Here is a 16,378-nt window from a genome sequence, read left to right as displayed (position 1 = left end):
GGTTTTTTCCCTATAATGTCAAGTAAGGTTTCTGGCTTTCAAGATAAAAATGGGAAAGTCTTGAAAATTATGATAAAATAGTGGAAGGAAATCTATACATTGGAGAAAAACTGTGTCTGAAAAGCAAAAAATCAGCGTATTGATGTCGGTCTATATCAAGGAAAATCCGACATTTTTAAAGGATGCTATTGAGAGTGTTCAAAATCAGACTCTGAAACCGAGCGAATTGGTTCTGGTTGAGGATGGGCCTTTGACACCTGAGCTCTATCAGGTATTAGACCAGCTTGAAGCTGAGTCTGATATTCCAGTGAAACGTTGCCCCTTAGAAGAAAATCAAGGTTTGGGTCTGGCTCTTCGACAGGGTGTTTTGCAGTGTCAGTATGATATTATTGCCCGTATGGATACGGATGATATAGCTGTTCCAGACCGTTTTGAGAAACAGGTTCAGTTAATGGAGAAGGAAAACCTCGACCTATTAGGTGGACATATTGCAGAGTTTATTGACAATCCTGATGAGATTGTTTCTTACCGTCGTGTTCCGACTCAACATGTAGATATTGTGGTTTATCAAAGGATGAGAAGTGCCTTTAACCACATGACTGTCATGTTCAAGAAGAACATGGTTCTCAAGGCAGGCAACTATGAGGATGGGCTTTATATGGAAGATGACCTCCTCTGGCTTAATATGATCGCTGCAGGAGCCAAGACTGGAAATCTGGATCAAATCTTGTGTAGGGTTCGTGTCGGGGCAGGGATGTTTGAACGTCGTGGAGGACTGCGTTATCTCAAACTCTATCGTCAGGCTCGTCAACGAATGCTGAAGAGAGGGCAAATTTCTTACATGGAGTATGCCAAGAGTGTTGCCATTCAGATGGTTGTTGCTCTTTGTCCAGGATTTGTCCGACAGTTTATTTTTATGAAACTGTTACGAAAAAGCAAGTAAAAGATTGTAGCAAATCGCAAACTAGAGAAAAAGTGTTATAATAACAATATAATGCTCTTCGAAAATCAAATTCAAACCGCGTCAACGTCGCCTTGCCGTAGGTATATGTTACTGACTTCGTCAGTTCTATCTGCAACCTCAAAACGGTGTTTTGAGCTGACTTCGTCAGTCTTATCTACAATCTCAAAACAGTGTTTTGAGCAGCTTGCGGCTAGTTTCCTAGTTTGCTCTTTGATTTTCATTGAGTATAATCATCCAGCTCTTTTAAGGAGGAGTAAATTTCTATGAATAAAAAACTCACAGATTATGTGATTGATCTGGTGGAAATTTTAAATAAACAACAAAAACAGGTTTTCTGGGGAATATTTGATATTTTGAGTATGGTGGTTTCCATCATTGTATCTTATATCTTATTCTACGGCTTGATTAATCCAGCCCCTGTTGACTACATCATCTATACGAGTTTGGCCTTCTTGTTTTATCAATTGATGATTGCATTTTGGGGATTGAACGCGAGTATTAGTCGTTACAGCAAGATTACAGATTTTATGAAGATCTTTTTTGGTGTGACTGCCAGCAGTGTCTTGTCATATAGTATCTGCTATGCCTTCTTGCCACTCTTCTCCATCCGTTTCATCATTCTCTTTATCTTGTTGAGTACCTTCTTGATTTTATTGCCACGGATTACTTGGCAGTTAATCTACTCTAGACGCAAAAAAGGAAGTGGCGATGGAGAACACCGTCGAACCTTCTTGATTGGTGCTGGTGATGGCGGAGCCCTCTTTATGAACAGCTACCAACATCCAACCAGTGATTTGGAACTTGTTGGTATTTTGGATAAGGATGCTAAGAAAAAGGGTCAAAAACTTGGTGGAATCCCTGTTTTGGGCTCTTATGATAATCTGCCTGAATTAGCCAAACGCCATCAAATCGAGCGTGTTATCGTTGCGATTCCGTCGCTGGATCCGTCAGAATATGAACGTATCTTGCAGATGTGTAATAAGCTGGGTGTCAAATGTTACAAGATGCCTAAGGTTGAAACTGTTGTTCAAGGTCTTCACCAAGCAGCTACTGGCTTCCAAAAAATTGATATTACGGACCTTTTAGGCCGTCAGGAAATTCGTCTTGACGAATCGCGTCTGGGCGCAGAACTGACAGGTAAGACCATCTTAGTCACAGGGGCTGGTGGTTCAATCGGTTCTGAGATCTGTCGCCAAGTTAGCCGTTTCAATCCTGAACGCATTGTTTTGCTCGGTCATGGGGAAAATTCCATCTATCTTGTTTATCATGAATTGATTCGCAAATTCCAAGGGATTGATTATGTACCAGTGATTGCCGATATTCAAGACTATGACCGTCTCTTGCAAGTCTTTGAGCAGTACAAGCCAGCTATTGTTTATCATGCGGCTGCCCACAAGCACGTTCCTATGATGGAGCGTAATCCAAAAGAAGCCTTCAAAAACAATATTCGTGGAACTTACAATGTTGCTAGAGCTGTTGATGAAGCTAAAGTACCTAAGATGGTTATGATTTCGACAGATAAGGCGGTCAATCCACCCAATGTTATGGGAGCAACCAAGCGTGTGGCTGAGTTGATTGTCACTGGTTTTAACCAACGTAGCCAATCGACCTACTGTGCGGTTCGTTTTGGGAATGTTCTTGGTAGCCGTGGTAGTGTGATTCCAGTCTTTGAACGTCAGATTGCTGAAGGCGGGCCTGTAACGGTGACAGACTTCCGTATGACCCGTTACTTTATGACTATTCCAGAAGCTAGCCGTTTGGTTATCCATGCTGGTGCTTATGCTAAAGATGGAGAAGTCTTTATCCTTGATATGGGCAAACCAGTCAAGATTTATGACTTAGCCAAGAAAATGGTCCTTCTAAGTGGACACACCGAAAGTGAAATTCCAATCGTTGAAGTTGGAATCCGTCCAGGTGAAAAACTCTACGAAGAACTTTTGGTATCAACAGAACTTGTTGATAATCAGGTTATGGATAAGATTTTCGTTGGTAAGGTTAATGTCATGCCTCTAGAAGCCATCGATCAAAAAATTGAAGAGTTTCGCACTCTCAGTGGAGATGAGTTGAAGCAAGCTATTATCGCCTTTGCTAATCAAACAACCCACGTTGAATAAAAAGAAAAACGCATATTATCAGGTCTTGAAACCTTGGTAGTATGCGTTTTGTTATGTGTAAACTTGCTTCGTTTTCATTGAGTATGAAATTGAGTTGTTGCCCAGTCTCCGTTATGTTATTGAAAATACTCCAAAACTTCTATGGGTTTGTGGGCGATATAATCAGGTTGATAGTTTAGTAGATCTGCTTGCTCTCCAAATCCCCAAGTGACGGCCAATTTCTGAATGCCTGTTTCTTGAGCTCCAAGCATATCAAACTTGGTGTCACCGATGATGATGGCTTGTTCTGGTGCTAGTTGATGTATCTGTAAGGCTTGGCGAATGACATCTGCCTTCTGGGGTGCTTCAGGGCTGGAACCATAAATACCATCAAAGAAATGAAAGATTCCCAAGTTTTTAGTCATGTCTTGAGCGGTTGGAGTATTCTTTGTAGTGGTGATATAAAGAGGGTAATTGCTCGATAACTTCTCAAGCAATTCTACAATCTGAGGGAAGAGCTGAGCTTCATAGATGCCCTTTTCCTTATAGTAAGAACGGTATATCTGCACAGCCTCAGAAATTTGTTCTTTGGGAAGGCAAGTCGCAAAACTACTTTCAAGGGGCGGTCCCATAAAACTACGAATCGTTTTGGCATCAGGGCTAGGCACGCCTAGCTCCTTAAAGGTATGGGTAAAGGCATTGTGAATCCCGATAGAACTATCAACGAGGGTTCCATCTAGGTCGAAAAAGATAGCTGAGATAGAGGTCATAGTTTCTCCTATTTGATAAGCTTATTCTCCGAAAATTTCTTTTTGGAGGCGACGACCAGTAGGGGTGGCAGCGAGTCCACCTTCAGCTGTTTCACGAAAGGCAGTTGGCATGCTTGCTCCAACTTGGTACATGGCATCGATAACTTCATCCACAGGGATTTTAGATTCGATACCTGCCAGAGCCATATCTGCTGCGATGAAGGCAAAGCTGGCTCCCATGGCATTGCGTTTGACACAGGGAACTTCAACCAAGCCGGCAACAGGATCACAGATGAGGCCTAGCATATTTTTAATGACAAAGGCAATGGCCTGACTGGCTTGATAAGGTGTTCCACCAGCAGCTAGAGTTAAGGCGGCAGCACTCATAGCAGAGGCCGAACCAACCTCGGCCTGACAGCCACCCTCAGCACCTGAGATAGAGGCATTGTTTGCGATGACTAGTCCAAAGGCACCAGCAGCAAAGAGGAAATCCAGCTGTTGCTCGTGATTGAGGTCTAATTTTTCAATAGCAGCAGTTAGAACTGAGGGCAGACAGCCAGCACTTCCAGCGGTCGGAGTGGCACAGACCAAGCCCATTTTGGCATTGTGTTCATTGACTGCGATGGCATTTCGGGCAGCAGACAGAATCGTGTAATCCGACAGGGTTTTTCCGTTTTTGATGTAGTGGTCCAATTTGGCAGCATCTCCACCTGTCAGGCCACTACGAGATTTATTTTCATTGAGGCCGAGTTGGACAGAGGCTTTCATGACTTCCAGATTGCGTTCCATGAGAAGGAGGACTTCTTCACGTTCGCGACCGGTCAATTCAAACTCTGTTGTAATCATGAGTTCTGCGACATTTCCTTGAAAGTCCAGTTCTGCCTGCTCGACCAATTCTTTGATAGAATAAAACATGCTTCCTCCTATTTAAAGAAATTGACATTGTGGAGATGAGGGATTTTTCGAATTTCTTCGATGGCCTCATCACAGTTGCGACTGTCGACTTCGATAATCATAATGGCTTTTTCACCAGCTTTTTCACGAGTAACATTCATCTGGGCGATATTGATACCATAGCGTGAAAGAGCCTCCGTAACGAGGGCAATCATACCTGGAATATCTTGATGAACGATAATGATAGTCGGTGTATTCATATTGAGAGAGACGGCAAAGCCATTGAGTTCGGTGACCTGAATATTTCCTCCACCGATAGAAATACCAGTCACGCTGATGGTCTTGTGAGCATTTTTGACGGTAATTTTAGTGGTGTTTGGGTGAGGAGCATTGCTGTCTTTCTGAATAGTCCAGACAATCTTGATACCACGCTTGTGGGCAATCTCCAGACTGTTTGGAATTTCAGGATCATCTGTATCCATGCCCAAAATACCAGCAACAAGGGCTAGGTCTGTCCCGTGACCACGATAAGTCTTGGCAAATGAGTTAAATAGTTGGAATTCGACTTCTGTCGGAGTATCATCAAAAATGGAAGAGACAATCTTCCCAATACGAACAGCACCAGCGGTATGGCTACTAGATGGGCCAATCATAACTGGTCCGATGATATCAAAGACAGATTGAAAACGAAGTGATTTCATCAGTTTCCCCTTATAAAAATTCTTATCTCTATTATATCAAAGAATGAAGGTCTTGGCTTTAATTGTGGATGAAAACCTTTTTACACTACAAATAGCATAAAAATAGTATCTTTTATGACAAAAATAGCTTATTTAGGGAAATAAAAAATAATTTTGTAATATTTCTACATAAAAGTGTCAAGAAACAGTAATATTTAAAGGGTATGATAGTACTATAGAAAGAAGGAGAATTTTCGAATATGAAATCAACAACTAAAAAGATTAAAACAACTCTTGCAGGAGTAGCTGCCTTGTTTGCAGTATTTGCTCCATCATTTGTATCTGCTCAAGAATCATCAACTTACACTGTTAAAGAAGGTGATACACTTTCAGAAATCGCTGAAACTCACAACACAACTGTTGAGAAATTGGCAGAAAACAACCACATTGACAACGTTCATTTGATTTATGTTGGTCAAGAGTTGGTTATCGACGGTCCAGCAGCGCCAGTAGCCCCAGCTTCAACGACTTATGAAGCTCCAGCAGCCCAAGACGAGGCTGTTTCAGCCACAGTGGCAGAAACTACAGAGGTAGAGGAAGAAACTCCAGTAGCAAGCGAAACAGTAGCAGAAGAAACGGTTGCTTCAACAGAAGCTTCAACACCAGCTGCAACTGTAAGCGGATCTGAAGCAGAAGCTAAAGAATGGATTGCACAAAAAGAATCAGGTGGTAGCTACACAGCTACAAACGGCCAATACATTGGACGTTACCAATTAACAGATTCATACTTGAACGGTGACTACTCAGCTGAAAACCAAGAACGTGTAGCAGATGCCTACGTTGCAGGACGTTACGGTTCATGGACAGCCGCTAAAAACTTCTGGCTTAACAATGGTTGGTATTAAGAACTAGGAAAAGAGCTTTGAATGGCTCTTTTTCTTTTTAGAATCCTATTCACACTGTGTAGCCAATTTGATATAATCTTATCAAAAAGTAGTATAATGTTTTTATAGAATATAAATAGTGGTGGATAGCATGCATGCATTATTAGCAACAAGATTAAAAAATAAGCGAAAAGAGCTGGGTTGGTCGGAAAAAGAGTTGGCAGAAGGAATTTGCCAACAAACTCAGATAAGTCGCATGGAACAAGGCAAATATATGCCAGGAGCAGATTTGTTATATAAATTATCTGAAAAAATGGGCTTAAATATGGACTATTTCTTTTCAGGAGAAATTTCGAAAGAGTTTCTAGGCTTGTCTGCTTTCAAGAGATTGTCTGAAACATTATTGGAAAATCAAGATTATGCCTCTTTGAAATATGCTTTCGAGGGAGAAAGAAAGCAACAGACTTCCTTATCTTTTGATGAAAAGGTTTATCTGGACTGGATAGATGCTATTCTAACCTATCAATGTGAACATCAATTAAAACTAGCTATCTCAAAAATAGAGGACATCCTCAGTAGGATTAGTATTGATAAAGTAGACTATTTGTATATTTTGAATACCCTGCTGATTTTCTTAGGCTATGATGAGGATAAGGAGAAATTTGAGCAACTATATGATCAGGTTTCCGTAGCCCTTTCAAAAATCGATACCAGTGTGCGTGAACAAATTGAGTTGTATATCAAAATAAAATACAATTATTGTTATCACCTTTGGAAACAGGAGGAGATGGATAAGTCCAGAGCGCTATTATTGGAGATGATTGAATTTTGTAACAAATATCATAGTAGCTTTAGGTTAGCCGATTTATATTGTTTGTTGGGAAATGTAACAGAGGATCTTGATCTCTCTGTTGCTAAGGACTATTATATGAAAGCTAAGGTGCTTTATCTAATTGAAAATAATGAAGTTATGGCACTCAAGGTAGAACAATATCTGATGGATAAGTAGTCATAGAATGTATAAGGATAGCAGAAGCTATCTTTTTTATGCACGAAATATAATTATAATTCTTCTTTTAGAAAATATTTCGATTATTACTTAAATTACTTGACAGTTTATATATGTTGATTTATAATATAGGTGAAATGGGGTTGTGCGAGCGTTGACAAATTCAGTGCCCTTAACTTTGTATTTATTCTAGAATTATGATGTAGCTAGAAAAGGGGTGGAAAAATGTTTAAAAATAAGGAGCTTTTTCGAGTAGTCATGATATTTGTGATAGGAACTATCCTAATTTTAATGACACCAGTCTTATTTAAAGTTGTGATGGCACTATTTTAAAAATAAATAGGCCTCTGCTTTAGGTGGAGTAGTGAATCAGGAGGTTAAGTGATGAACTACAATGTAAAATATATCTTATCAGGAATATTTATCATAGTCTTTATAGGTTTCCTAGTCTGGATGAGTTATTTTAATCAGAGGAAGGAAGAAGAGCATTCGGATGTGTCTTTTGAAGCGAGGTTAGATAGTGAGGTCAAGACCCTATATAAACAACTAGGATTGGGTGAGGAGCCTCATTATTTCTTAGCTTATCGCTACCTACATCCTTGGTTTAATTTGGCGATTTTACCACCAACGGTTGAAATTTTCTTAACTAAAATAGCGCTGGTGATGGTGACCCCAGATGAGTTACTGATAAGAAATCTTGGGAATGGGATGACTTTCACAAGTGAGCATCATCGTGATTTGCGGCAAGGACTTATCCGCATTCCAAAATCAGAGATGAAAGAATTTGAGATTCGTAACTGGAAAAGAGCTTTTGTATTTGGAGACTTTTTGACAATTAAAACAAGCCAACATAGTTATTATTTACAGGTTAGAGATGATGGACTTCAAAAAGGAAGTCTTTCTACCAAACATTTCTCAGACTTGAAGAGCCAAGATTTTCTAGGATTATTGACAGGTAAAAGGACATTCTGATAGACAATTACCCAAAAAACTAACCTCTAAACATTCAAAAACCACACAGTGTTTCTTTCAACTTGATTGTGTTCAAGACTGAAATCACTGTGTGGTTTTATTTAGAAGCTAAGCTTTTTTATCTTTCTTTCGGCTGGTAATAGCTCTCTACTTCTTTTTTGAGATGAGACAGCATAGAAGTTTCCTCGATCAGCTCCAGAAGTGAGAAACCTTTTTGGATAAGTTTAGAATCGTCTGTACAAATCCCAATACGGATATAGCAGATAGCAAGCATATCGTAGCTTTTCTTGTTTTTGGCATCCTCCAGTAAAGTGTAGCAGATTTGCTTACACATGTTTTTATCTTGATTGTATAGATAGAGTGTGGAAAGGTTTAATAGAATTGTCATTCGCAAGTCATATAAATGTTGATAGTTTTTATAGACTTCTAAGCGTTGCAAGATTTTTCCAGTGATGAGATGGAGGTGTTCAATGGGCAAGCTGAAAAGGATGGTATTGAGGATTTTTAGGTCACTTTCATACCATGTATCTTGTTTTTCAATTTTTTCCCACAGTTTTTGGATAGTCTGTTTCACTTGGTCTGATAGTTGCTCTGTACCATGTTGACGGATATGAATGACAACTTCCAGCATATCCCTGATCTCTTCTATAGGGAGGTCATGATGGGTCTTGAGATAGTTTTGGCATGTTTCAAAAAAATCAACTAGACCACTGCTGCCAATGATAGAACTCATATTAAGATAAGTTTGCATGATTTCTGTTCGTTGGCTCGGTTGATAGAGATGGCAGATGTAGTCAAACTCTTCAAAACTCATATTGATTTGACGGAGAAGAAATTCCATATTTTCATATTTGGGAGTTGCCTTGCCGCTTTCAATCTTTGATAGGCTGGTTCTTGAGATGACATTTCCACAGACCTCTTCTTGGGTCAATCCTTTTGACTCGCGTATTTCTTTATATACTTTCCCGAAATCATAACGCATGATTTACTCCTTTTCGTGAAAAAAGTTAACAAATAATAAAATCTAGTTAAAAATATTGTATCATAGTAACAGGAATAGTAAAAAAGAAAACTAAAATAATGTGTGAAAAAAGTTAACTAATTTTAAAATAGAGTAAAGAAGAGGTATACTATAGATACAAAATACAGATAGGAGGGAAAGAGTATGAATAAAAAAGTTTTTCGCTTTTTAGTTGTTCTTGCTTTTTTATTCAGCATTGCTACGGTTTTCCCATGGAAATGGCCGATATAATGCGCTAGTTGTAAAAATGAAAGGAAGGTGAGTCCAATGGACTACGATACTTGTTGATAAATTACTATAGCTGTTTTTACGGAACAGCTCTCGATAATAGGAGAAATAAATCATGAGAAAATTAGTTAGAATTGGTGTTGCATCTTTAATGGTATGTGGTATACTTGCTACTACAAATGCTTTAGCAGAATGGGTTGATGGTGGTCAATGGAACTATGGAGTAGGTTGGACAGGAACTTTTGGATATTCTGATTATTTACATTCTACTCGATCTCATACAGCAACTGTCAAGCATGGAGGTAGAATCTCTAAGGATCGTGAAGATCCCGAGGTTTGGGCTCAAGCTTCCCTTAATAAAATTCCGCCAACAGGATTAGAATATTTCTATGGATTTTAAGTGAAATTTTCCCTCTCCTATTAGGAGAGGGAAAACTTTAGTGGAGGTACTTTTATGAAAAAAATCAGTCATCTTTGTATGTTTCTGCTGTTGCTGTGTACCACTTTTTTTGTTTTTAATGTAAACTACACACGTGAAGCGGTTCGGATTCGGGAAATGGGAAAGACTGTAGATTCTTTGGATTTGTATTTGAAAGATATTAACGAACCTGCAGCGTCTGTTCTTCGATTTTTTGAGGATGTATCAAAGGAGTACAAAGTCTCCATCATCAAAACAGACAGTGGTGATGAGGTAATCAAGTCTGGTGTTTTTGATAAAGATACCTTCCCCTACCAAGAGTTTGGGATTTCTTCTCTTGATTTTACCACAGATGGTGAAGGAGTCTACAGTAATAAAGAAATTTCTAATAAACTTGGTACGATACCGACCTTTCTAAAAGCCAAGCCTATTCAGCTTATAACTTTTCAAACCTATATCAAGGATACATCTCGTAGTTTAAATGGTCGCTATACGATAACTTCTACACAAGAGATGGATAAGGATAGGATTGTACAGAAATGGAGCGATTTTTTCAAGATAGACCAGGCTACCTTGCTAGAGCCTACCTATAAAAGTGCAGTGGAAGTCATAAATCGAGATTTGCTTTTATCTGCCATTGTTTTTGTCTTGGCTATTTTACTTCTTGTGTTAGTAACAGTTTATCAGCCGATGATGGAGATGAAACGAGTGGGGGTTCAAAAGTTACTTGGTTTTCAAAGCGGAGCGATTTTAGCTGGTTTTGTAAAGACTAATTTTTATCTTCTCTTGGGTGGAAGTCTTGTCATTGACTTGGGACTATTTTTAGTGCTGGACTACAGGCCAAAACTTCTGTTCCCAAGTTTACTCTTATCCCAATTTCTGCTTTTACAGTTGTATTTGTTCATCAGTTGGCTGACCTACCTGATGATTCAGAAAATGACAGTTAGTTCCATGTTGAAAGGTTTTTCATCTGTCAAACTTGGTCTTATCTTCAATTATGTGATGAAAATAGGGACAACTATTTTATTGACGGTTTTACTGATTGGGGTGGGCAGAAGTCTAGAACAAGAAAACAAAGAACTTACTTATCAGCAACAGTGGGTAAGCCAAGGAAATTACCTGACCTTAGAAACCTTCAAACTCAATGATAATCTGTGGCAAGAAGAGCTAGCAGGGTCAGGGAAATCTACAGATTATTTCTACCAATTTTATCAAGACTTGCTAGCAAAAACACAAGTAAACTATGTGCGAAGTGGGAGTCTTCCTATCAAACCAGTCATCAAAGCTGAACAAGTACAGCACTACCAACTGCCTGATAAGGTAGATGTTTACTATGCTAATAGCAATTTTCTAAAGAGCAAGGGATTCAAGTTACCAGATACCGGCACTAAAAAAGTTATTTTGATGCCAGCCAGTGACAAAGGACAAGAAGGTAAGAATCAGTTCTTGGGAAAATCCATCGCCTATCTTTCTATGAGGTATGAAGATCAGCAAAAGCAAACAATAGAAGATATGGATGTAGAAATTGCCTACTATGAAGGAGATTGGTCTTTCTTCCCTTATAATAATGATCGAAAGGAAAATCTCCACAATCCAATCATTAGTCTAGTAAATGATCAAGACATGATGTGGGAAGAAAAGACTCGCTTGTCAACGACAGGTTTAAACAACCCGATGAAAGTTGAAAATACAGAACAAAATCAAAAAGTGATTACGGAGTTAGTTGAGAAATTATCAGATGGGAATTATTTAAAATTTTCATCGATTCAAGCCATTCAACAAGAGAAAGTGGATTCTTATCGAGATGCAGTTCGAAATCTTAATATACTCTTTGCTTTGTTTGGTCTCCTTAGCATGATGATTTCCTACTTTTTACTCGTTACTACTTTCTTATTGAAGCGCAGGGATATCATTACCAAGAAGTTTATGGGGTGGAAACTGGTCGATCGCTACCGCGCTCTCTTAGTTCTGCTCTTGATGGGCTATAGTCTGCCTCTTCTAGTCTTGATTTTCTTTGCCCATGCGCTCTTGCCACTCCTGCTGTTTGCAGGCTTTACATGTCTGGATATGCTATTTGTGCTAGTCTTGGCTTCTAGGATGGAGAAAAAAAGTCTAGTAGAGTTATTGAAAGGGGGCATCTTATGATTGAGTTGGAAAATATTACCAAAACCATTGGGGGAAAAGTGATTTTGGATAACTTATCTCTCAGGATTGATCAGGGGGATTTGGTAGCCATTGTTGGCAAGAGTGGTAGTGGTAAGTCGACCTTGTTAAATTTATTGGGTTTGATAGATGGTGATTATAGCGGACGGTATGAGATTTTTGGTCAGAAAAATCTAGCAGTCAATTCTGCTAAATCACAAACAATAATCCGTGAACATATCTCTTATCTATTTCAAAATTTTGCCTTGATTGATGATGAAACGGTCGAGTACAATCTTATGCTGGCACTGAAATATGTGAAATTGTCCAAGAAAGACAAGCTCAAAAAGGTGGAAGAGATTTTAGAGCGAGTAGGTTTGTCAGCTACTTTGCATCAAAAGGTCTCCGAGTTGTCTGGTGGCGAACAACAACGAATTGCAGTTGCTAGAGCCATCTTAAAACCCAGCCAGCTGATTTTAGCCGATGAACCGACAGGTTCGCTAGATCCTGAAAATAGAGATTTGGTCTTGAAGTTTCTCTTAGAGATGAATCGAGAGGGGAAAACAGTTATTATTGTGACCCACGATGCTTATGTAGCCCAACAATGTCATCGAATCATTGAATTGGGCGAGGGAAAATGAGTTCATTCAGCTCCTTTTGACTGACTGGATACTCATGTTTTCCAGAGAGAAATAGCATAAATACGCCTAGGAATGACATTTTTATGTAGTATTTCTAGGTTTTTTTGTTTCAAATTGAAAAATTTTTCAATTTAGGCTTGACAAAGGATGAAGATAGGTGTATTATTTATACAACCAAAAAGAATAAACATAAAGGAGGCTTTGTTATGAATAAGATAAAGAAGGTGTTGATGACGATGTTTGGTTTAGTGATGCTCCCCCTACTATTTGCTTGTAGTAACAATCAATCGGCTGGAATTGAAGCCATCAAGTCCAAAGGAAAATTGGTTGTAGCTCTCAATCCAGATTTTGCTCCATTTGAATACCAAAAAGTGGTTGATGGGAAAAATCAGATTGTGGGTTCAGATATCGAATTAGCCAAAGCTATCGCAACAGAACTAGGTGTCGAATTGGAACTATCACCCATGAGTTTTGACAATGTACTGGCCAGTGTTCAATCAGGAAAGGCCGACCTTGCCATATCAGGTGTTTCTAAGACAGATGAACGGAGCAAGGTGTTTGACTTTTCAGTCCCATACTATACTTCCAAGAACAAGGTTATTGTAAAAAAATCTGATCTAGCTACTTATCAGTCTGTAAATGACTTGGCTCAGAAAAAGGTTGGAGCGCAGAAAGGTTCGATTCAAGAGACGATGGCGAAAGACTTACTACAAAATTCTTCCCTCGTATCTCTGCCTAAAAATGGAAATTTGATTACAGATTTAAAATCAGGTCAATTGGATGCCGTTATCTTTGAAGAACCAGTTGCCAAGGGATTTGTGGAAAATAATCCCGATTTAGCAATTGCTGAAATTGAGTTTGATCAAGAAAAGGATGATTCCTACGCTGTCGCCATGAAAAAAGATAGTAAGGAATTGAAGGCGGCAGTTGATCAGGCTATTCAAAAGTTGAAGGATTCTGGAGACTTGGAAAAATTAATTGATGATGCCTTTAAAGCATCCATTGAAAAATAAAATAGGAATAAGGAAAATAAGGAAAAGAAATGAGTAAAGAAAAAGTAATTTTGGCCTATTCTGGCGGTTTGGATACATCAGTTGCAATTACTTGGTTGAAGAAAGATTACGATGTCGTTGCAGTTTGTATGAATGTAGGTGAAGGCAAAGATTTGGATTTCATCCATGATAAGGCTCTCAAAGTTGGAGCGGTTGAATCCTACGTCATTGATGTACAGGACGAATTTGCTACAGATTATGTATTGGTAGCCCTTCAAGCTCATGCCTATTATGAGCAGAAATATCCTTTGGTGTCTGCCTTGAGCCGCCCTCTGATTTCTAAAAAATTGGTTGAAATCGCGCATCAAACAGGAGCGACTACAATTGCTCATGGTTGTACCGGTAAGGGGAATGACCAAGTACGTTTTGAAGTATCCATTGCAGCCTTGGATCCCAATTTAAAAGTGATTGCTCCTGTTCGTGAATGGAAATGGTCTCGAGAGGAAGAGATTGATTTTGCTAAGGAAAATGGGGTGCCTGTTCCTGCTGACCTTGACAATCCTTACTCTGTTGACCAAAACCTTTGGGGACGTGCCAATGAGTGTGGTATTTTGGAAAATCCATGGAATCAGGCTCCAGAAGAAGCCTTTGGTATCACAACTTCTCCAGAGCAAGCTCCAGATATGCCAGAATACATTGAGATTGAGTTTAGTGAAGGTGTTCCAGTTTCCCTCAATGGAGAAGGGCTAAAATTGGCAGATTTGATTCAAAAACTCAATGAAATAGCTGGAAAACATGGTGTTGGACGGATTGACCACGTGGAAAATCGCTTGGTTGGGATTAAATCAAGAGAAATCTATGAGTGTCCAGGTGCAGTGACCCTGCTTACAGCTCATAAGGAAATTGAGGATTTGACGCTTGTGAGAGAAGTGGCTCATTTTAAACCAATCATAGAGAATGAATTATCAAATCTTATTTATAATGCTTTGTGGTTTAGTCCGGCTACACAAGCCTTGATTGCTTATATTAAAGAGACTCAAAAAGTTGTCAATGGAACTGCAAAAGTTAAACTGTATAAGGGGAGCGCTCAGGTCGTGGCTCGGAAATCACCAAATTCACTTTACGATGAAAATTTGGCGACGTATACTAGTGCGGATACCTTTGACCAAGATGCGGCTGTTGGCTTTATTAAGTTGTGGGGACTTCCAACCAAGGTTCATTCTGAGGTTCAAAAAAGCGCCAAATAGGGCTATTGGATAGAGAGGTGGATGTGATATGGCTAAGAATACAAAATTATGGGGTGGTCGCTTTGAAGGTGCTGTCGAAGACTGGGTAGAGCGCTTTGGTGCGAGTATATCTTTTGACCAGAAATTAGCTAAATTTGATGTGATTGGTTCTTTAGCCCACGTTCAGATGTTGGGTCAGACGGGCATTTTGAGTTTGGAGGAGTCAGAAAAGATTCAAGAAGGCTTGAAAGAACTTTTAGAAGAGCTAGAGGCAGGCCAACTTGACTTTGATATCGCAAACGAAGATATTCATATGAATATGGAAGTATTGCTGACAGAAAAAATTGGTCCCCTTGCAGGGAAGCTACATACGGCTCGTTCTCGAAATGACCAAGTTGCGACAGATATGCACTTGTATCTCAAGGAGCAACTAGGCCATGTCCTAGATAAACTGGCTCATCTCAAGGGTGTTTTATTAGACTTGGCGGAAAATCATGTGGAGACGATCATGCCGGGCTATACCCATCTGCAACATGCCCAGCCGATTAGTTTTGCCCACCACCTGATGGCTTACCACAATATGTTTCAAAGAGACAGTGAACGTTTTGAATTTAACCAGCAGCATACAGACCTATGCCCTCTAGGTGCGGCAGCTTTGGCAGGAACGACTTTCCCCATTGATCGCCAATTGTCTAGCGATTTGCTGGAGTTTAAGCAGCCTTATACAAATTCTTTGGATGCTGTTAGTGACCGCGATTTTATCTTAGAATTTCTATCCAATGCCAGCATACTCATGATGCATATGAGTCGTTTTTGCGAAGAAATGATCAATTGGTGTAGTTTTGAGTACCAATTCATTACCTTGTCAGATACGTTTACAACAGGTTCCTCTATTATGCCCCAAAAGAAAAATCCAGATATGGCTGAGTTGATTCGAGGAAAGACTGGTAGAGTTTATGGGAATCTGTTTGGACTGTTGACAGTCATGAAGTCCTTGCCTTTAGCTTATAATAAGGATTTGCAAGAGGATAAGGAAGGGATGTTTGATACGGTTGAAACGATTTTAAATTCCCTTGATGTGTTGGCAGGTATGTTATCTAGCTTGCAGGTAAACAAGGAAAAAATGCAAGAATCAACAGAGAAGGACTTTTCAAATGCGACCGAGTTGGCAGATTATTTGGCAGGGAAAGGCTTGCCATTTAGAGAAGCTCATGAGGTTGTGGGAAGATTAGTTCTAGACTCCATCAAGTCTGCTAAAAATATCCAAGATTGGACTTTGGAGGAATTGCAAACCTATCATTCCCTCATTGCCGAGGATATCTATGTCTACTTGCAACCTAAAACTGCTGTTCAAAGACGAAATTCTTTGGGAGGTACAGGGTTTGACCAAGTGAAATACCAAATTGCAGTTGCTAAGAAAGCGAATGAAGCTAAAAAGTGCTAGATTGATAGGTTTAGAATAAGA

Annotated in this window: 16 protein-coding genes; 11 read left to right on the top strand and 5 right to left on the bottom strand. The window is 39.4% G+C overall.

Annotation, left to right across the window (positions count from 1 at the left end; translation table 11 throughout):
• Nucleotides 1–112: 112 nt before the first annotated feature.
• Nucleotides 113–943 (top strand): glycosyltransferase, encoded by an 831-nt coding sequence (locus SMIDD28_RS08055; protein ID WP_061425532.1) that lies wholly within the window; start codon nt 113–115, stop codon nt 941–943.
• Between the two features lie 71 nt (nt 944–1,014).
• Here SMIDD28_RS08055 and SMIDD28_RS12265 read toward each other — a convergent pair whose 3' ends face one another.
• The gene (locus SMIDD28_RS12265) at nt 1,015–1,185 is read right to left on the bottom strand and encodes a hypothetical protein (protein ID WP_231075167.1); all 171 of its coding nucleotides are present in this window, start codon (nt 1,183–1,185) and stop codon (nt 1,015–1,017) included.
• Nucleotides 1,186–1,227: 42 nt separating this feature from the next.
• On the opposite strand from SMIDD28_RS12265, the gene SMIDD28_RS08050 reads away from it, so the two are divergent.
• A complete protein-coding gene (locus SMIDD28_RS08050; RefSeq protein WP_061425531.1) occupies nt 1,228–3,078 on the top strand; it encodes a polysaccharide biosynthesis protein in 1,851 nt (616 codons plus the stop codon).
• A 116-nt stretch (nt 3,079–3,194) separates the two neighbouring features.
• Here SMIDD28_RS08050 and SMIDD28_RS08045 read toward each other — a convergent pair whose 3' ends face one another.
• From SMIDD28_RS08045 to sdaAB, 3 genes are read right to left on the bottom strand one after another with little or no spacing between them, the layout of a single operon-like run.
• On the bottom strand, nt 3,195–3,827 hold the full coding sequence (locus SMIDD28_RS08045) for an HAD family hydrolase (RefSeq protein WP_061425530.1): 633 nt from the start codon (nt 3,825–3,827) through the stop codon (nt 3,195–3,197).
• A gap of 21 nt (nt 3,828–3,848) precedes the next feature.
• Nucleotides 3,849–4,721 (bottom strand): L-serine ammonia-lyase, iron-sulfur-dependent, subunit alpha, encoded by an 873-nt coding sequence (gene sdaAA / locus SMIDD28_RS08040; protein WP_061425529.1) that lies wholly within the window; start codon nt 4,719–4,721, stop codon nt 3,849–3,851.
• Nucleotides 4,722–4,729: 8 nt separating this feature from the next.
• Complete coding sequence (sdaAB, locus tag SMIDD28_RS08035) at nt 4,730–5,401, bottom strand: L-serine ammonia-lyase, iron-sulfur-dependent subunit beta (protein ID WP_000838912.1); 672 nt, start codon at nt 5,399–5,401, stop codon at nt 4,730–4,732.
• A gap of 239 nt (nt 5,402–5,640) precedes the next feature.
• Here sdaAB and SMIDD28_RS08030 point away from each other — a divergent pair, with 239 nt between their 5' ends.
• The 3 genes from SMIDD28_RS08030 to SMIDD28_RS08020 all read left to right on the top strand — a co-directional run bounded on the left by SMIDD28_RS08030 (nt 5,641) and on the right by SMIDD28_RS08020 (nt 8,245).
• Nucleotides 5,641–6,285 (top strand): aggregation-promoting factor, encoded by a 645-nt coding sequence (locus SMIDD28_RS08030; RefSeq protein ID WP_061425528.1) that lies wholly within the window; start codon nt 5,641–5,643, stop codon nt 6,283–6,285.
• A 130-nt stretch (nt 6,286–6,415) separates the two neighbouring features.
• Nucleotides 6,416–7,273 (top strand): helix-turn-helix domain-containing protein, encoded by an 858-nt coding sequence (locus SMIDD28_RS08025; RefSeq protein ID WP_061425527.1) that lies wholly within the window; start codon nt 6,416–6,418, stop codon nt 7,271–7,273.
• A 384-nt stretch (nt 7,274–7,657) separates the two neighbouring features.
• Nucleotides 7,658–8,245 (top strand): hypothetical protein, encoded by a 588-nt coding sequence (locus SMIDD28_RS08020; RefSeq protein ID WP_061425526.1) that lies wholly within the window; start codon nt 7,658–7,660, stop codon nt 8,243–8,245.
• 118 nt (nt 8,246–8,363) lie between these two features.
• Here the strand turns inward: SMIDD28_RS08020 and SMIDD28_RS08015 are convergent, their stop codons facing one another.
• A complete protein-coding gene (locus SMIDD28_RS08015; protein WP_061425525.1) occupies nt 8,364–9,227 on the bottom strand; it encodes a helix-turn-helix domain-containing protein in 864 nt (287 codons plus the stop codon).
• Between the two features lie 382 nt (nt 9,228–9,609).
• On the opposite strand from SMIDD28_RS08015, the gene SMIDD28_RS08010 reads away from it, so the two are divergent.
• The 6 genes from SMIDD28_RS08010 (at nt 9,610) to argH (ending at nt 16,357) form a co-directional block, all read left to right on the top strand.
• Entirely contained in the window at nt 9,610–9,894 is a 285-nt protein-coding gene (locus SMIDD28_RS08010; protein WP_001230190.1) for a lactococcin 972 family bacteriocin, read from the top strand.
• Between the two features lie 54 nt (nt 9,895–9,948).
• Entirely contained in the window at nt 9,949–12,057 is a 2,109-nt protein-coding gene (locus tag SMIDD28_RS08005) for an amino acid ABC transporter permease (protein ID WP_061425524.1), read from the top strand.
• The gene (locus SMIDD28_RS08000; RefSeq protein WP_061425523.1) at nt 12,054–12,695 is read left to right on the top strand and encodes an ABC transporter ATP-binding protein; all 642 of its coding nucleotides are present in this window, start codon (nt 12,054–12,056) and stop codon (nt 12,693–12,695) included. Before SMIDD28_RS08005 ends, SMIDD28_RS08000 begins: the two co-directional genes overlap by 4 nt.
• A 206-nt stretch (nt 12,696–12,901) precedes the next feature.
• Nucleotides 12,902–13,708 (top strand): ABC transporter substrate-binding protein, encoded by an 807-nt coding sequence (locus SMIDD28_RS07995; protein WP_001033580.1) that lies wholly within the window; start codon nt 12,902–12,904, stop codon nt 13,706–13,708.
• A 29-nt stretch (nt 13,709–13,737) separates the two neighbouring features.
• Complete coding sequence (locus SMIDD28_RS07990; protein WP_000031921.1) at nt 13,738–14,934, top strand: argininosuccinate synthase; 1,197 nt, start codon at nt 13,738–13,740, stop codon at nt 14,932–14,934.
• Nucleotides 14,935–14,962: 28 nt separating this feature from the next.
• Nucleotides 14,963–16,357 (top strand): argininosuccinate lyase, encoded by a 1,395-nt coding sequence (argH, locus tag SMIDD28_RS07985; protein WP_061425522.1) that lies wholly within the window; start codon nt 14,963–14,965, stop codon nt 16,355–16,357.
• Nucleotides 16,358–16,378 lie beyond the last annotated feature (21 nt).

It is taken from the genome of Streptococcus mitis, assembly GCF_001579045.1.
In the GTDB taxonomy this organism is placed as follows: Bacteria; Bacillota; Bacilli; order Lactobacillales; family Streptococcaceae; genus Streptococcus; species Streptococcus mitis_D.
This window is presented reverse-complemented; position numbering and strand designations above follow the sequence as displayed.